This is a genomic window from Streptomyces sp. NPDC012888 (assembly GCF_042900645.1).
Lineage (GTDB): Bacteria > Actinomycetota > Actinomycetes > Streptomycetales > Streptomycetaceae > Streptomyces.
In genome coordinates, this window is record NZ_JBIBBM010000006.1 from 237781 (window position 1) to 253771 (window position 15991).

Genomic DNA, 15991 nt, shown 5'->3' on the forward strand with positions numbered 1-15991 from the left:
GCTCACCCGCATGACGGACTCCCAGGCCCCCGCCCCCCTCCGCACCGCGCCGGCGCCCACCAATCCGGTGGCCGCCGCGCCGGCCGGTGCCCGCACCGCGGCCGATGTGGTGACCCCCGACCTGGTCACCCGGCTGACCCGCGGAGTCGTCGGCTCCGGCCGTACCGCCAACCACACCCCCTTCACCGGGGCCAAGCTCGCCGACCTGCCCGAGGCCACCCCGGAGGACGTCGCCACCGCCTTCGGGCGGGCCCGGGCGGCCCAGCCCGCCTGGGCCGCCGTACCGGTCCGCGAGCGGGCCGCCGTCCTGCTGCGCTTCCACGACCTGGTGCTCGACCGGCAGGCCGAGGTCCTCGACCTGATCCAGCTGGAGACCGGCAAGGCGCGGCTGCACGCCCACGAAGAGGTGCAGGCCGTCGCCGTCGCGGCCCGCCACTACGGCCGCAAGGCCCCCGCCTACCTGCGGCCCAGGCGGCACGCCGGCGCCATGCCCACCCTCACCAAGGTCACCGAACTGCGCCAGCCCCGCGGAGTCGTCGGCCAGATCGCCCCCTGGAACTACCCGCTGGAGCTGTCGGTCGGCGACGCGCTGCCCGCCTTCGTCTCCGGCAACGCCGTGGTGATGAAGCCCGACACCGAGACCGCGCTCACCGCCCTGTGGGCCCGCGACCTGCTGGTCGAGGCCGGCCTGCCCGCCGAGGTCTTCCAGGTGGTCCTCGGCGAGGGCCCGGTGGTCGGCCCCGAGGTGGTCCGGCACGCCGACTACGTCTCCTTCACCGGCTCCACCCGCACCGGCCGCGAGGTCGCCCAGGGGGCCGCTGCCCGCCTGGTCGGCGTCTCCCTCGAGCTCGGCGGCAAGAACGCCATGCTGGTGCTGCACGACGCCGACGTGGAGAAGGCCGCCCAGGGGGCCGTGCGGGCCTGCTTCTCCTCCGCCGGTCAGCTCTGCATCTCCATCGAGCGGCTCTACGTCCACGCCTCGATCGCCGACGCCTTCGTGGAGCGCTTCGCCGCCCGCACCAGGGCCATGCGGCTCGGTGCCTCCCTCGCGTACGGGGCCGACATGGGCTCGCTCGTCGGCGAACGCCAGCTCCAGACCGTGCAGCGGCACGTCGACGAGGCCGTCGCCAAGGGCGCCACCCTGGTCGCGGGCGGAGTGGCCCGCCCCGACATAGGCCCGCTCTTCTACGAGCCCACCATCCTCGACGGGGTGGAGACCCCGATGGCGGTGTGCGCCGAGGAGACCTTCGGGCCGGTGGTCTCCATCTACCGCTTCACCGACGAGGACGAGGCGGTCGAGCAGGCCAACGCGACCCCCTACGGCCTCAACTCCAGCGTGTGGACCAAGGACGCCCGCCGCGGCCACCAGGTCGCCGCCCGGCTGCGCACCGGCACCGTCAACATCAACGAGGGCTACGCACCGGCCTACGGCAGCGTGCAGTCGCCGATGGGCGGCATGAAGGACTCCGGCCTCGGCCGGCGGCACGGCTCCGAGGGCATCCTCAAGTACACCGAGGCGCAGACCGTCGCCCACCAGCGACTGCTCCCCATGGCGCCCTCCCTGGGCATGGACGACGACAGGTACGCCGCGTTCATGACCCGCAGCCTCAAGGTCATGAAGGCCCTTCGCATGCGCTAGGAGGCGCGCCAGTGTCGCTCGACGAGAACGCGCACGACAACACCCACGCCCACGACAACACCCACGCCCACGCCCACACCGACGCCGACGCCGACGCCCACGACGGCGACCACGCGTACGACTACGACGTCGTCGTCGTCGGCTCCGGGTTCGGCGGCTCGGTGTCCGCGCTGCGGCTGACCGAGAAGGGCTACCGGGTCGCCGTCCTGGAGGCGGGCCGCCGCTTCACCCGCGAGGAACTGCCCCGCAACTCCTGGGACCTGCGGAACTACCTGTGGGCCCCAGCCCTCGGCCTGTTCGGCATCCAGCGCATCCACCTGCTGGGCAACGTCATGGTGCTGGCCGGCGCCGGGGTGGGCGGCGGCTCCCTCAACTACGCCAACACCCTGTACGTGCCGCCGCCCGCCTTCTTCCGGGACCGGCAGTGGGCCGCCATCACCGACTGGCAGGAGGAACTGGCCCCGTACTACGACCAGGCCAGGCGGATGCTCGGGGTCCGGCTCAACCCGACCATGACCCCCTCCGACGTCCACCTCAAGGCGGTGGCCGCGCGGATGGGCGTCGGCGACTCCTTCCACATGGCCCCGGTCGGCGTGTTCTTCGGCGACGGAGAGGACGCCGGTAACACCGGCGACGGCCCGCGGGCCCGCCCCGGCGAGGAGGTCCCCGACCCCTACTTCGGCGGCGCCGGGCCCTCCCGCAGGGCCTGCACCGAGTGCGGCGAGTGCATGACCGGCTGCCGGCACGGCGCGAAGAACACCCTCAACGAGAACTACCTCCACCTCGCCGAGCGGGCCGGAGCCGTCATCCACCCCATGACCACGGTGACCGCCCTCGCCGAGCACCCCGACGGCGGGTACCGGATCCGCACGGTGCCCACAGACGCCCGGCGCCGCGGCAAGGCCAGGACGCTGCGCGCCCGCCGGGTGGTCCTCGCGGCCGGCACGTACGGCACCCAGACCCTGCTGCACACCATGAGGGACCGCGGCGAGCTGCCGCGGATCTCCGCCCGGCTCGGCGACCTGACCCGCACCAACTCCGAGGGCCTGGTCGGCGCCCAGACCGACGACCGCCGCTACCGCAGGCGCCACGGCCACGCCCGCCGGGCCGACTTCACCAGGGGCGTGGCCATCACCTCGTCCGTCCACCCCGACGCGGACACCCACATCGAACCGGTCCGCTACGGCAGGGGCTCCAACGCGATGGGCTTCCTCACGGTCCTCCAGGTGCCCTACTCCGAGCACCGGGTGGCCGCCTGGTTCGCCCGCACCGCCGCCCACCCCCTCCAGCTGCTGCGTTCGCTCTCCAACCGCCGCTGGTCGGAGCGGACCATCATCGGCCTGGTCATGCAGTCCGTGGACAACTCGCTGACCACGTACCGCAAACCGCGCGGCATCGGCAAGGGCCTGCTCACCGCCCGCCAGGGCCACGGCGCGCCCAACCCCACCCAGATCGCCGCCGCCACCCGCGCGGCCACCCTGCTGGCGGAGGAGATCAACGGCTTCCCCGGCAGCAACGTGGGCGAGCTGATGGGCACCCCGCTGACCGCGCACTTCCTGGGCGGCTGCCCGATCGGCGCCTCCCCGGAGGAAGGGGTGGTCGACCCGTACCACCGGCTGTACGGACACCCGGGCATCTCGGTGGTGGACGGCTCGGCGGTCTCGGCCAACCTCGGGGTGAACCCGTCGCTGACCATCACCGCGCAGGCCGAGCGGGCCATGTCGTACTGGCCCAACAAGGGCGAGGCGGACCCGCGCCCGGCCCAGGGCGAGCCGTACGCGCGGCTGGCCGCGGTGGAGCCGGTGGCCCCGGCCGTGCCCGAGAAGGCGTTCGGTGCGCTCCGGCTGCCGTTCCTGGCCGTCCCGGAGGTCCCGCCCAGGCAGCCCACCACCTGACCGGCCGACGCACCGGAGCCCCGGCGGGACGTCGGGTCCCGCCGGGGCTCCGGCCTTCCGTACGCGGTCCGCGGCACGCGGTCACGCGCTCACGCCGTCACGCGCGGCCGGCAGCCCGGCGGCGGAACGCCACGACCAGCGCGGCACCGGCGGCGATCACCGCGGCGGCCCCGCCGGCCAGGGGCAGCACGGAGCTGCTGCCGGTGTCGGCGAGGTTGCCGTTGGGCCGGACGTCGTTGCCCCCGGTGCTCGTGACCGGGGCCGGCGTCGCCGAGGCGGACGCGGTGGGGGCGGGGGTGCCGGTCGAGGTCGCGGTCGGCGTCGGCGTGGGGGAGGGCGGGGTGACCCCGGCGTTCAGGACCAGCTCGGCCTTGTTGTTGCCCTGGACCGGATCCGGGGCGTGGCCGCTGACGCTGATGGCGCCCTTGGCGCCGGACACGACCTTGTCGACCTTCAGCTCGAAGGAGTGGAGCTCCTTCTCGCCCGGCAGCACGCTCACGCTGCCGCAGCGGTAGCTGCGGGTGTCCGACACCTTCCCGGGGGCGTGCTCGGTGCCGTCGGCCTCGAAGCCGAAGCAGGTGCCGGGCACCTTGGTGAGGGTGGCGCCCTCCGGCACCTGGAACTCCATCCAGCTGCCCCGCGCGCCCGGCATCTGGTGGTCGAACCAGGCGGGGCCGTGGCTCTGGTAGCCGAGGTCCACCTTGACGGTCTGGCCGGCCTTCGCCTGGACGGTGGCGCCGATGGCCGCCAGGTCGGCGGTGTTGCCGACCTCGAAACGGGTCCGGAAGGTGTTGTCGGACCGGTCGAGGTCCGCGGCCTTCGGGGCCTTGGCGGCGGACTTGCCCACCGGCTTGAAGGTGAGCTTCTTGCCGGTGGCCCCGCGCTTCGCGGCGGCGCCCTTGGGGCCCTTGCCCGCTTCGAAGACGCTCATCTCCACCGACTCGCGCAGCGCGGCCCCGGTGACCTCCAGGGTCAGCGGCTCGACCACCTCGTAGGCGGTGCCGGGCTCGAAGTCGCCCTCCAGGGTGCACGTGGCCGCGGTGACGCCCTCGTAGCCGCCGAGGTCCCCGGCGCCGTACGCGCAGTTGTCGTACTTCTCCGCGAGGACCGTGCCCAGCGTGCTCTCGATGGAGAGGTCCACGCCCTTGGCGGCGATGGAACCGGTGTTCTCGAAGCGTACGGCGAGGGGCAGCTCGTCCCCGGTCTTCGCCTTGCCGGGCAGCTTCGGGTCGGCGATCCGCAGGTCGGGGCCGCCGACCTTGATGCGCGTGGTGAACGGCTTGATCGTGCCGCCCTCGGTCGTGGCGGTGACGGCCAGCTCGCCGGAGGCCCCCGCCTTGGAGCCCTTGGCGGCGGAGACGTCCAGGAAGAGCTGCCGCGCGACCGGGTTGTGGCAGGTCATGGTGGTTCCCGCGGTGGTGCACCGCAGGGGCGAAAGCCCCCCGGGAGCGGCGACGTCCACCACACCGGCGAGCCTGCTCAGGTCGACCTTGAACGTCGCGGGCTTGGCGGGCTGGTCCCAGACGCTGCCGGCCGTGAGGCCGAGGCTGGTCACGCGCGGCTCGCCGGACGTCGGGTAGGCGTGGACGGCGAGTTCGGACGGGCCGACGAGCTCGTACACGGGGTCCGCTGCCATGGCGGGGGTGGTCAGCCCCACGGCCGTCAGGCCGGCCGCGGCCAGGAGGGAGAGTGACTTCTTCATGCCGGTTCAGACCGGTGAACACCGAACGCGGTTGCCGCCTTCGCCGTGTGATCGGCATCACGGCGGTTTCCGGACGGATGGCCGGTGATCCCGTACAACCTTCCGCGCCGACCGCTTGTCTCAACGGTGCGGTCCGCGGGGACCGCGCTCGGAGGGGGAGCGCGGTCCCGGCGGAAGCCGCGGGAGCCGCACCGGCCGTCCGGCGCGAGGGAACGGCCGGCCCCGGGCGTCCCCGGAGCCGGCCGTCCTCATGGGTGACCGGGCTGCTGTCCCCTGCCGTCCGGTCACGCGCCGGAGCGAGGTCCCACGACGTACGGTCCACGGGCCGTGCGTCTCATCGCTCCGGCGGAGCCACGCGTGACAACCTCACCAACGACGCCCGCCGAAGGCGGTCACGGCCCGGACGGGTGACGCGCACCCGCGCCCGGTGACGTGCGGCGGAGGCTCAGACCTGCCCCCGGCACAGCTCCAGCACGGTCATCGCCAGCGAGGTGCCCGGCTTGCCGAGGGCGTCCCGCCAGTGCGCGAGCACCTCCATCTCGCGGGACAGGTGCACCCGGCGGCCGCCCGACGAGATCCGGGCCTCCTGGATCACGGCGGACACGGCCATCCGCTCCTGGATCAGTCCGATGATCCGGTCGTCGATCGCGTCGATCCGGGCGCGGGAGTCGGCGATCAGCTGCTCGGGGGCGGTGGCGGCGGTGGCGGTGGCGGTGGTCATGGTCTCTCCTGCGGTTTCTCGGACGTGGGCCGGCAGGAGCGGGAAACGCGGAGCGCCCCGGTCCTGTCGGACCGGGGCGCTCTCGGAAGTCTGCGGCTCAGGCGAGCATCACGCGGACCCATGGCGACCGGACCGACCGGTGCCATAGGTAAAGAGGAAGCTCAGCTGCTCGCGCATGGCAGCGATTATTGCCCGCCGCCACCGCCGGGGCCAAGCAGGTTCGGATGGTGAGACGAAGCCTCGGGTGGCTCCCCCGTTAGAATCGACAACACAACACCCTCTTTCCGCCGGAAGGCCGCCCCGTGCCAGTCGCATCCCCCGCCGCACCGGACGTCGTCCTCGTTGTCGACTTCGGCGCGCAGTACGCCCAGCTCATCGCCCGCCGCGTCCGTGAGGCCCGGGTCTACAGCGAGATCGTGCCCAGCACGATGCCCGTGGCCGAGATGCTGGCCAAGAACCCCAAGGCGATCATCCTCTCCGGCGGCCCGTCCTCCGTGTACGAGGAGGGTGCCCCTCAGCTCGACCGTTCCCTCTTCGAGGCCGGCGTCCCGGTCTTCGGAATGTGCTACGGCTTCCAGCTGATGGCCACCACCCTCGGTGGCACCGTCGACAACACCGGTGCCCGCGAGTACGGCCGCACCTCCCTGACCGTCACCAAGGCCGGATCCACCCTCTTCGAGGGCACCCCCGAGCACCAGTCGGTGTGGATGTCGCACGGCGACGCCTGCTCCGCGGCGCCCGAGGGCTTCACCGTCACCGCCTCCACCGAGGTGGTGCCGGTCGCCGCCTTCGAGAACGACGAGAAGAAGCTGTACGGCGTGCAGTACCACCCCGAGGTGATGCACTCCACGCACGGCCAGCAGATCCTGGAGCACTTCCTCTACCGCGGCGCCGGCATCCAGCCGAACTGGACCACCGGCTCCATCGTCGAGGAGCAGATCACCGCGATCCGCCGGCAGGTCGGCGACAAGCGCGCCATCTGCGGCCTGTCCGGCGGCGTGGACTCCGCGGTCGCCGCGGCCCTGGTCCAGAAGGCCATCGGGGACCAGCTCACCTGCGTCTACGTCGACCACGGCCTGATGCGCAAGAACGAGACCGAGCAGGTCGAGAAGGACTTCGTCGCCGCGACCGGCGTCCAGCTGAAGGTCGTCGACGCGCAGGACCGGTTCCTCAGCGCCCTCGCCGGGGTCTCCGACCCCGAGGAGAAGCGGAAGATCATCGGCCGCGAGTTCATCCGGGTCTTCGAGCAGGCCCAGGCCGAGATCATCGCCGAGGCCCCCGACGAGAGCCCGGTCGAGTTCCTCGTCCAGGGCACCCTCTACCCGGACATCGTCGAGTCCGGCGGCGGCACCGGCACCGCCAACATCAAGTCGCACCACAACGTCGGCGGCCTCCCCGAGGACCTGGAGTTCGAGCTCGTCGAGCCGCTGCGCCAGCTGTTCAAGGACGAGGTCCGCATGGTGGGCCAGGAACTCGGCCTGCCCGAGGAGATCGTCCAGCGGCAGCCCTTCCCCGGCCCCGGCCTCGGCATCCGCATCGTCGGCGAGGTCACCAAGGAGCGCCTGGACCTGCTCCGCGAGGCCGACGCGATCGCCCGCGAGGAGCTCACCGCGGCCGGCCTGGACCGCGAGATCTGGCAGTGCCCGGTCGTGCTCCTCGCCGACGTCCGCAGCGTCGGCGTCCAGGGTGACGGTCGCACCTACGGCCACCCCGTGGTGCTGCGCCCCGTCTCCTCCGAGGACGCGATGACCGCCGACTGGACGCGCATGCCGTACGAGGTCCTGGCGAAGATCTCCACCCGGATCACCAACGAGGTCCCCGACGTGAACCGCGTGGTGCTCGACTGCACCAGCAAGCCGCCGGGCACCATCGAGTGGGAGTAGGGGTCCCGCACCCCGCGTGACGGTGCCGCCGTCCGGCCTCGGGGCCGGCCGGCGGCACCGTCGTCTCCGCGCCCTGCACGGGCGGCCCCTGCGGGCGTTCCGTCCCTGCACGCCTCTGTCCTCCTCGCGCCCGGGCCAGTACCTTGCGCCCCGACGAGGCGTGGCCGAGGAAGAGGAAGGGGCGACCATGGCCGAACCGACCCCGCCCGCGGCCGCGCCGCCGGACCCCGTGCCCGTGGAGCGGCTGGCGTTCGACCTGCCGCCGCGGTTCACCGGCCCCGGGGAGGAGCGGGAGCACCTCAAGGAGCGGCTCGCCGAGGCCCTGCGGCTGTTCGGCGCGCTCGGCTACGAGGAAGGCGTCGCCGGCCACGTCACCGCCCGCGACCCCGCCTACCGGGACTGCTACTGGGTGAACCCCTTCGGCCGGGCCTTCGCCGAGCTGACCTCCGGGGACCTGCTGCTCGTGGACGGCGACGGGCGGGTGCTCGACGGCGGGCGGCGGGTCAACGAGGCCGCCTTCGCGGTGCACGCCGCCGTCCACCGGGCGCGCCCCGACGTGGTGGCCGTCGTCCACACCCCCACCCCGCACGGCCGGGCGCTCGCCGCGCTGGGCGAGCTGCTCGCCCCCATCGGCCCGGAGGCCTGCGCGTTCTACGAGGACCACGCCCTGCTCGACCAGTACACGGCGGTCGCCGGCGACCCCGGGGAGTGCCGGCGCGTCGCACTGGCGCTGGGCCCCCGCAAGGCGCTGATCCTGCGCAACAGGGGCCTGCTGACGGTCGGCGCCACCGTCGACGCGGCCGCCTGGTGGCTGGTCTCCATGGAACGCGCGGCCCGGGTGCAGCTGCTCGCCCGGGCGGCCGGCAAGCCGGTGCTCCTCGACCACCGCAGCGCCGTCGCCACGCGCGAGCGGTTCGGCACCGACCTCGCGGCCTGGGTCAGCTACCAACCGCTCCGCCGGAGCCTGGCGTCAACATCATGAACGGACAATCACCTGCTCTGACATCGTGCGGAATCCGGAGCACTGCCGCAGTGGTGCACAATTCGCAGGCATTGCCCGGTAGTTGCACGGTAGTGAGAGAGGCGGCACGCTCGTGGCTGTCCAAGAGATCCACCGAAGTACCCACGGCGGCGCCTGCACCTGCGACGACTGCCCGCACGGTGCCCGCGAAGGACACAGACGCGCGGCCCTCGCCTTCCAGGAGTTGCGCGACGAGTTCGCCGCCGGCCAGGGGCTGCCCGCCGCCGTCGCCCGCTCCGCCGGCGCCTCCCGCCAGTGGGTGTCCGACGAGCTGACGCTCTCCGCCCGCACGGTCGCCGACCGCGGCCGCGAGGCCGGGCACTCCTGGCTGTACCTGCTGTCCCGGCGGGCGGTGCTCGCCGTCTGGATCGCCGCCGGCGTCCTGCTGCTGGTCCAGGTCGGGACCGCGCTGGGCACCGGCTGGTCCACCGCCCGCACCGCCGGCCTGCTGGCCGCGCTGCTGCTCGCCGGCCTGCTCACCGTCGCCGCCCGCGCCCAGACCCTGCGCGGCGGGCTGCTGGCCCCGATGGTCGGCGAGGACAACCGGCTGTCCACCTCCAAGGCGGTGGCCTGCGCCTGGCTGCTGCTCACCGCCTTCGCGGCGCTGCTGCCCGCCCTGCGGCTGGCGGCCTCCGGGCCCGGCGCGGAACGGCAGGCGCTGTACGCGGGTCTGGAGCTGTCCCGGGCCCTGCCGCTGCTCGCGGTGGTCGCGCTGACCTCCGGGGTGGCCGTACTCGTCCGCCGGGTGGTGGCCGTACGGATCCTGGCCCAGCGGCTGCAGAAGCTGCCCGCCGACCGGCCGCGCGGCGCGGACCTGCTCACCGACGACTCCGGGCGGGGCAGCTTCCCCGACGCCCAGTACGTGCTGGTGGCCACCGTGGTGCTGGCCTACGCGGCGGTCTCGCTGGCCCGCTTCCCGGACCGGCTGCCCCGGCTGCCGTGGGCGCTGGCCCTGCTGGTCGCGCTGTCCGCCGCGGTCTACCTGGCCGCCAAGTACGCGGAGGGCAGCCGCCCCCTGGTGCTGTCCGTGGTGCGCACCCGCGAACCGGGCGACCTGGACTCGGCCGTGCGGACCGGCGACGACATCGAGATCCGCGGGGTGGGCTTCCTGCCGCCCGGCGCCCAGACGCCGGAGATGCTGGCCTGCCTGGTGGTGCGGATCGGCGCGGTGCACGTGCACGTGCCGCTGGTGCCGGTCGCCGGGGGGTTCAGCAACCCCTCGGACACGGTGCTGGTGGTGCCCGTCCCGGCCGAGGTGGAGCCCGGCCGGACCGAGGTGCAGGTGGTGACCGCCGCCGGTGTGGAGTCCAACCGCTGCACCATCGACGTGGCCGACTGACGGGTATCGCGGTACACATGGCGTGTGACCCGAACCGAACTCCAGGCCCCGGCCGCCCCGCCCGCCGACCCGCGGAGCCGGGCCGCCCGGTACGCCCTGCTGCCGCTGCGCGTGTTCCTCGGTGTGACCTTCGTCTACGCGGGTCTGGACAAGCTGTTCGACCCGGCCTTCCTGTCCGCCTCCGGTGACGGGTCCATCGGCAACCTGATGCGGGGGGTGCGCGACACCTCCGCCGTCCCCGGCCTGGTCGACCTGGCCCTGAGGTCCCCGGTCGGCTTCGCGGTGCTGCTGGCCGTCGGGGAACTGCTGGTCGGGCTCGGCACGCTGGCCGGGCTGTTCGCCCGGGTCGCGGCCGCCGGCGGGGCGCTGATCTCGCTGAGCCTGTGGCTGACCGTGAGCTGGCAGGTCACCCCGTACTACTACGGCAACGACCTGGTCTACCTGATGGCCTGGCTGCCGCTGCTGCTGGCCGGGGCCGCCTACTGGTCGCTGGACTCGCTGCTCCGGGCCCGCCGGTCCCGGCGCACCGCGTAGGTGATCAGGCCGAGGACGGCCGCGAGGGACAGCCCGCCCACGGCCATCGGCACGACCAGCCACCAGGGCACGTCGGACTCCCCGGTCGCGTCGAGCAGGTAGAGCAGGCCCGCGACCAGCAGCACCACACCCGCGACCAGCCGTCCCGGCTGGAACTCATGACGTCGCACGGGCCACCTCCACCTGTCCCACACCCGCGGTCAGGTGCAGCTCGATCGTCCCGCCGGCCTCGGTGCCGGCGGCCGGCGGCAGGGTCGCCGTCCGGCGCTGGTCGCGTACGCCTTCGATGCGGTCGGCGCGGTCACCGGGCATCTGGATGTCGCCGACCCGGATCCGGACGTCGGCCTCGGCGGTGACCTCGCGGGGCAGGATCACCTTGAGCCGGCCCGCCCTGATGGCGGCGTTCACGCCGAGCCTGGTGCCCTTGGCCACGTCCAGCCGGCTCAGGTCCAAGGTGGCCAGGCCGGTGTCCGCCGCGTACGAGGGCCGGACCTCGGCGACGGCGGCCGGCCGCCAGTCGACCTGCCGGAAGTCGGTGCCGATGTCCCGGGGCAGAGCGGCGGCCGCCCCCAGCAGCGCCGCCGTCACCAGGGCCAGCAGTACGGTGCCGAGGCCGGTGCGGCCGAACAGGGAACTCACCAGCAGGCCCAGGCCGAACACGGCGAGCGCGCAGGCCAGGCCCATCTGCAGGGCGTGACCGAGGGGTTCGCCCTGCCAGTTCGCGGCGGCACCGGCGATGCCGGCGGTCAGCGCCGCGCCGAACACGTGCCAGGCCAGCCGGCTCCGCGGCCGGCGGGGGCCGCGCGACGACGGCGGGCCGCCCTCGGCGTGCGGGCCGCCCGAACCCGGCGGCGGGCCGGCCGCGGCGGTGTCCGGGCCGGCCGGCCCCCACAGGTAGCCGGTGCCCGGCGCCCCGTCCTTCACCAGCGGGTCCCGCCACCACGACGGCGAACCGGGCACGGGCGGGGCCTGCGCCTCCGGAGGGGCGTCGACCCGGGGCCGGTCCCCGGCCGGCTCGGCCTCGGCGGCGCCCGCGGCCCCCGCGGCGGGCGCGCCCCGGCGGCGCTGCGACCAGTGCGCGGCGCCCGCGAAGGCCACGATGACCAGCACCGAGAAGAAGCCGATGCCGTTGTTGTCCAGCATCGTCAGGAAGACCGCGCACCCCACCAGCGCGGCCAGCACGGCGGCCAGGGTGCCGCCCTCGATCCGGCCGGTGAGCAGCTTCCTCGCCTCGCTCTCCTCCTCGCCGTCCAGGGGCAGGAACAGCCAGGCGAAGCCGTAGAAGATCAGACCGAGGCCGCCGGTGAGGGCGAGCACGCCGAGCACGATCCGGAACACCACGGGATCGAGGTCGTAGTACCGGCCGAGGCCGCCGCAGACGCCCGCGACGACCTTGTCGCGCTTGACGCGGCGCAGCGGAGGGCGGTCGGCGGTCGGATCCCGGTCCGCAGGCGGGGAGTGCTGGGCTTCGGTCATGCGTCCATGGTGAAGGGCGGCCACGGCCCCCCGGAATCCGGCCCGACCCTGGCCGGACCCTGAGAAACCCCCGAGGACACCCGCCGGAAACCCGGGGGCCAGCCCCGATGTGCCGGGGGCCGCGGGCGTGTGACCATCGGGGCATGCCGGCAGGAACCGCAGCACCTTCGAACCCGCACGCCCCCGACGCCGAGGAGCAGCCCGCGCGCAAGCTCTACCGCAGTGCCGACGGGCGGATGCTGGGCGGGGTCGCGCGCGGCCTCGCCGGACACCTGGGGCTGCCCGTGCTCTGGGTCCGGCTGGCCTTCTTCGGCCTGTTCCTCTTCGGTGACGGGCTGGGCGTCCTGCTCTACGCGGCGTTCTGGGTGTTCGTCCCGCTCGGGGTCGGCGGCAAGCCGGCCGGCCGCTCCCTGTTCGAGACGCTGCCCGACGGCCGGCGGCGGCTGCGTACCCCCGACACCGGGCAGGTCGTCGCGCTGCTGGTGCTCGCCGCGGGGATGGCGACCTTCGGGGCCAAGGTGCAGGCCGGCGGGGACTCCGGCCGCTACCTGTGGCCCACCCTGCTGGTCGGCGCCGGCGTGGTGCTGGTGTGGCGGCAGGCCGACAACGCCCGCCGCGCCCACTGGACGGCCGCCGGGGGGCGCAACGCGCGCCTGCTCCAGGCGGGCCGGGCGGTGGCCGGGGTGGTGCTGGTCGGCGTGGGCCTGACCGTGTTCGTCGTCGTACGCGGCTCGGCCGCGCAGCTGGGCAACGTGCTGACCGCCGCGCTCGCGGTGCTCGTCGGCATAGCCCTGCTCGCCGGCCCCTGGCTGATCCGGATGACCCAGGACCTGTCGGAGGAGCGGCTGATGCGCATCCGCGCCCAGGAGCGCGCCGAGGTGGCCGCGCACGTCCACGACTCCGTCCTGCACACCCTCACGCTGATCCAGCGCAACGCGGAGGACGTCGGCGAGGTGCGCCGTCTGGCCCGCGCGCAGGAGCGGGAGCTGCGGAACTGGCTGTACAAGCCGGAGGGCACCGGCAAGGACGAGGCGGACGAGCCGGCCTCTCTGGCCGAGGGCGTCAAGCGGGCCGCGGCCGAGGTCGAGGACCTGCACGGCGTGCCCATCGAGGTGGTCGTGGTCGGCGACTGCCCGCTCGACGAGCGGCTGGGCGCGCAGCTCCAGGCCGCGCGCGAGGCGATGGTGAACGCGGCCAAGTACGGTGGCGGGGGCGGACCCGTCCAGGTCTTCGCCGAGGTGGAGGGGCGCACGGTGTTCGTGTCGGTACGCGACCGGGGGCCGGGTTTCGACCTCGACGCGGTACCGCAGGACCGGATGGGCGTACGAGAATCGATCATCGGCCGGATGCAGCGCAACGGCGGGACCGCCCGGCTGCGGTCCGCGGCCGGCGGCGGCACGGAAGTCGAGCTGGAGATGGAGAGGGCGGCGAGCGCGCAATGACCGAGGAGACCCGGAGCCAGGAGGGCCAGGGCCGGCACGTGCGGGTGGTGCTCGTCGACGACCACCGCATGTTCCGCACGGGTGTGCAGGCGGAGATCGGCGAGACGGCGCGGACCGGGGTCGAGGTGGTCGGCGAGGCGGCCGACGTGGACCAGGCGGTCACCGTCATCACGGCCACGCGCCCGGAGGTGGTCCTGCTGGACGTGCACCTGCCCGGCGGCGGCGGCGTCGAGGTGCTGCGGCGCTGCGCACCGCTGATGGCGGCGGCGGAGAACCCGGTGCGGTTCCTGGCGCTGTCGGTGTCGGACGCGGCCGAGGACGTCATCGGCGTGATCCGCGGAGGCGCCAGGGGCTACGTCACCAAGACGATCACGGGCACGGACCTGGTGGACTCGGTCTTCCGGGTGCAGGACGGGGACGCGGTGTTCTCCCCGCGACTGGCCGGGTTCGTGCTGGACGCCTTCGCCTCGACGGACGCGCCGCCGGTGGACGAGGACCTGGACCGGCTGACGCAGCGGGAGCGGGAGGTACTGCGGCTGATCGCGCGCGGGTACGCGTACAAGGAGATCGCCAAGCAGCTGTTCATCTCGGTGAAGACGGTCGAGTCGCACGTGTCGGCGGTGCTGCGCAAGCTCCAGCTGTCGAACCGGCACGAGCTGACCCGGTGGGCCACGGCCCGCCGGCTGGTGTGACGGCCGGCTGAGCGGGGGCCGCGCTACCGGCTGACCGGCCTGCCGCGCCCCGCCGCGCCCCCGGCCGGTCAGGCCGGGCGGCTCGCGCCCGCCCAGGGCATGGAGTCGATCGGCGCCAGGCGGACGGTGGAGCCCGGGCGCGGGGCGTGGATCATCTGCCCGTTGCCGACGTACATGCCGACGTGGCTGATCCCGGAGTAGAAGAAGACCAGGTCACCAGGGACGAGTTCGGAGCGGGAGACGCGCCGTCCCGCGTTGATCTGGGTGTAGGTGGTGCGCGGCAGCGACACCCCGGCCGAGCGCCAGGCCGCCTGGGTCAGGCCCGAGCAGTCGAACGAGCCGGGGCCGGTCGACCCCCAGACGTAGGGCTTGCCGATCGCCCCGTACGCGAACGCCACGGCGCGGGCGGCGCGCGAGCTCCGGACGGGTGCGGCGGGCCGGGCGGCGGGCGGGGGAGCGGTCGCGGGGCCGGAGTGCGGGTCCTCGGCCACGAGCCGGGCCCGCTCCTCGGCGGTGAGCCGGGCCAGCAGCCGCTTGGCCTCGTCCAGCTTGGCCTCGGCGGTGCGCTTGTGCCGGGCGAGCTCGGCCTGCTGCTCGCGGAGGTCGGCCAGCCGGCCGGCGGCCTGCTCCCGCAGCGCGCCGACCTCCTCCAGCCGGCGGCGCACGGTGGCGATCTCGACGGCCTTCCGGTCGCCGGCGCGTTCCAGCAGGGCCGCCCGGTCCAGGTACTCCTGCGGGCTGTCGGCCAGGACGAGCTGCATCGCCGGGCCGAGCGCGCCGCTGCGGTACTGCGAGGCGGCGAGTGAGCCCAGGGCGTTGCGGGCGGTGTTCAGGCGGTCGGTCCTGCGTGCCGCTTCGTCGCGCAGCCCGGTCAGCGACCGCTGCGCCAGGTCGGCCTTCTCCTTCGCCCCGTTGTACCGCTCGGTCGCGGCCTCGGCCTCCTCGTACAGCCGGTCGACCTCTGCCTTGACCTGCGCCGGGGTCGGGCGGGGCTCGGCCTGCGAGGTGCCCTCGAACGCGGTGGCGGTGGCAGCGCCGGCGAGGGCGAGGGTGGCGGCCGTGCGGACCGAGCGGACCGTGCCGCCGGAGAGTGGGCGCTGCCTGGGCTTTCGATGACTGGCCACGTGCGTCCTTCCGTTCGTCTTGGGGGAGGACGCTAGACCCGCGGGTAACGGGCCGATGAGGAGATGATCCGAACTGATCGGATGTGACCGATCGGTGTGTAGGGACGTTACTTCCAGAGAACGGCGATGAAGATGTTGAGGATGGTCAGTCCGCCGACCGCACCGAACAGGGCCTTCTCCACCCGCTCCTCGTCCCGCTTGACGTAGACCAGCGCCAGGACGACGAACAGCACGGCGAGCTTCACGCCGATCTTGATGTGGTTCGGCCCGTCACCCTCCATCTCCCGGAAACCGACCAGCGCCACGCCCGTGAGCAGCATGGTCAGCGCGCCGTGCAGCATCGCCGGGGTGAACCGGGCGGTACCCGCGCCCATCGCCTTCATCTGGGTCAGGAACCCACCGAGCAGCGAGGCGATACCGATGATGTGCAGGCCGACGAAGACATTGATCAGTACGTCCATGCGATGAGCGTACGGGGCGGCCCCCACGGCTTTTCCCGGCGGCCCCCGGCTGTCGGCGGCGC

General features: G+C 73.9%; 14 protein-coding genes. 8 read left to right on the top strand and 6 right to left on the bottom strand.

Annotated features, from left to right (window positions below):
* Positions 1–10 precede the first annotated feature (10 nt).
* Positions 11–1639 (top strand): succinic semialdehyde dehydrogenase, encoded by a 1629-nt coding sequence (locus ACFY61_RS13405; RefSeq protein WP_389470913.1) that lies wholly within the window; start codon positions 11–13, stop codon positions 1637–1639.
* An 11-nt stretch (positions 1640–1650) separates the two neighbouring features.
* On the top strand, positions 1651–3534 hold the full coding sequence (locus tag ACFY61_RS13410; RefSeq protein ID WP_389470916.1) for a GMC oxidoreductase: 1884 nt from the start codon (positions 1651–1653) through the stop codon (positions 3532–3534).
* A 97-nt stretch (positions 3535–3631) separates the two neighbouring features.
* Here ACFY61_RS13410 and ACFY61_RS13415 read toward each other — a convergent pair whose 3' ends face one another.
* Positions 3632–5236, bottom strand: a complete 1605-nt coding sequence (locus ACFY61_RS13415; RefSeq protein WP_389470918.1) for an LAETG motif-containing sortase-dependent surface protein — start codon at positions 5234–5236, stop codon at positions 3632–3634.
* Between the two features lie 445 nt (positions 5237–5681).
* Complete coding sequence (locus ACFY61_RS13420) at positions 5682–5957, bottom strand: chorismate mutase (protein ID WP_389470921.1); 276 nt, start codon at positions 5955–5957, stop codon at positions 5682–5684.
* A 302-nt stretch (positions 5958–6259) separates the two neighbouring features.
* Here ACFY61_RS13420 and guaA point away from each other — a divergent pair, with 302 nt between their 5' ends.
* The 4 genes from guaA to ACFY61_RS13440 all read left to right on the top strand — a co-directional run bounded on the left by guaA (position 6260) and on the right by ACFY61_RS13440 (position 10734).
* Positions 6260–7840, top strand: coding sequence for a glutamine-hydrolyzing GMP synthase (guaA, locus tag ACFY61_RS13425; RefSeq protein WP_389470924.1), 1581 nt, complete (start codon positions 6260–6262; stop codon positions 7838–7840).
* 187 nt (positions 7841–8027) lie between these two features.
* Complete coding sequence (locus tag ACFY61_RS13430; RefSeq protein ID WP_389470927.1) at positions 8028–8822, top strand: class II aldolase/adducin family protein; 795 nt, start codon at positions 8028–8030, stop codon at positions 8820–8822.
* A 112-nt stretch (positions 8823–8934) separates the two neighbouring features.
* Positions 8935–10200 (top strand): hypothetical protein, encoded by a 1266-nt coding sequence (locus ACFY61_RS13435; protein ID WP_389470928.1) that lies wholly within the window; start codon positions 8935–8937, stop codon positions 10198–10200.
* A 24-nt stretch (positions 10201–10224) separates the two neighbouring features.
* Positions 10225–10734, top strand: a complete 510-nt coding sequence (locus tag ACFY61_RS13440) for a DoxX family protein (protein ID WP_389470931.1) — start codon at positions 10225–10227, stop codon at positions 10732–10734.
* Here the strand turns inward: ACFY61_RS13440 and ACFY61_RS13445 are convergent.
* Both ACFY61_RS13445 and ACFY61_RS13450 read right to left on the bottom strand, forming a co-directional pair.
* Complete coding sequence (locus ACFY61_RS13445) at positions 10680–10904, bottom strand: hypothetical protein (protein WP_389470933.1); 225 nt, start codon at positions 10902–10904, stop codon at positions 10680–10682. The two genes, ACFY61_RS13440 and ACFY61_RS13445, sit on opposite strands and share 55 nt — an antisense overlap.
* The gene (locus ACFY61_RS13450; RefSeq protein WP_389470936.1) at positions 10891–12210 is read right to left on the bottom strand and encodes a PspC domain-containing protein; all 1320 of its coding nucleotides are present in this window, start codon (positions 12208–12210) and stop codon (positions 10891–10893) included. The genes ACFY61_RS13445 and ACFY61_RS13450 overlap by 14 nt, the downstream gene beginning before the upstream one ends.
* Before the next feature lie 143 nt (positions 12211–12353).
* Between ACFY61_RS13450 and ACFY61_RS13455 the strand changes: the two genes are divergently transcribed.
* Complete coding sequence (locus ACFY61_RS13455) at positions 12354–13652, top strand: PspC domain-containing protein (RefSeq protein ID WP_389470939.1); 1299 nt, start codon at positions 12354–12356, stop codon at positions 13650–13652.
* A complete protein-coding gene (locus tag ACFY61_RS13460; RefSeq protein ID WP_389470942.1) occupies positions 13649–14344 on the top strand; it encodes a LuxR C-terminal-related transcriptional regulator in 696 nt (231 codons plus the stop codon). Before ACFY61_RS13455 ends, ACFY61_RS13460 begins: the two co-directional genes overlap by 4 nt.
* A 68-nt stretch (positions 14345–14412) precedes the next feature.
* Here ACFY61_RS13460 and ACFY61_RS13465 read toward each other — a convergent pair whose 3' ends face one another.
* On the bottom strand, positions 14413–15468 hold the full coding sequence (locus tag ACFY61_RS13465) for an NlpC/P60 family protein (protein ID WP_389470944.1): 1056 nt from the start codon (positions 15466–15468) through the stop codon (positions 14413–14415).
* Between the two features lie 107 nt (positions 15469–15575).
* Positions 15576–15929, bottom strand: a complete 354-nt coding sequence (locus tag ACFY61_RS13470; RefSeq protein WP_389470946.1) for a hypothetical protein — start codon at positions 15927–15929, stop codon at positions 15576–15578.
* Positions 15930–15991 lie beyond the last annotated feature (62 nt).

What these genes read in the sequence shown, in the direction of transcription:
- ACFY61_RS13405 (WP_389470913.1), top strand. Translation starts at nt 11, where the DNA reads ATGACGGACTCCCAGGCCCCCGCCCCCCTCCGCACCGCGCCGGCGCCC.
- ACFY61_RS13415 (WP_389470918.1), bottom strand. Translation starts at nt 5,236, where the DNA reads ATGAAGAAGTCACTCTCCCTCCTGGCCGCGGCCGGCCTGACGGCCGTG.
- ACFY61_RS13420 (WP_389470921.1), bottom strand. Translation starts at nt 5,957, where the DNA reads ATGACCACCGCCACCGCCACCGCCGCCACCGCCCCCGAGCAGCTGATC.
- ACFY61_RS13430 (WP_389470927.1), top strand. Translation starts at nt 8,028, where the DNA reads ATGGCCGAACCGACCCCGCCCGCGGCCGCGCCGCCGGACCCCGTGCCC.
- ACFY61_RS13450 (WP_389470936.1), bottom strand. Translation starts at nt 12,210, where the DNA reads ATGACCGAAGCCCAGCACTCCCCGCCTGCGGACCGGGATCCGACCGCC.
- ACFY61_RS13455 (WP_389470939.1), top strand. Translation starts at nt 12,354, where the DNA reads ATGCCGGCAGGAACCGCAGCACCTTCGAACCCGCACGCCCCCGACGCC.
- ACFY61_RS13460 (WP_389470942.1), top strand. Translation starts at nt 13,649, where the DNA reads ATGACCGAGGAGACCCGGAGCCAGGAGGGCCAGGGCCGGCACGTGCGG.
- ACFY61_RS13470 (WP_389470946.1), bottom strand. Translation starts at nt 15,929, where the DNA reads ATGGACGTACTGATCAATGTCTTCGTCGGCCTGCACATCATCGGTATC.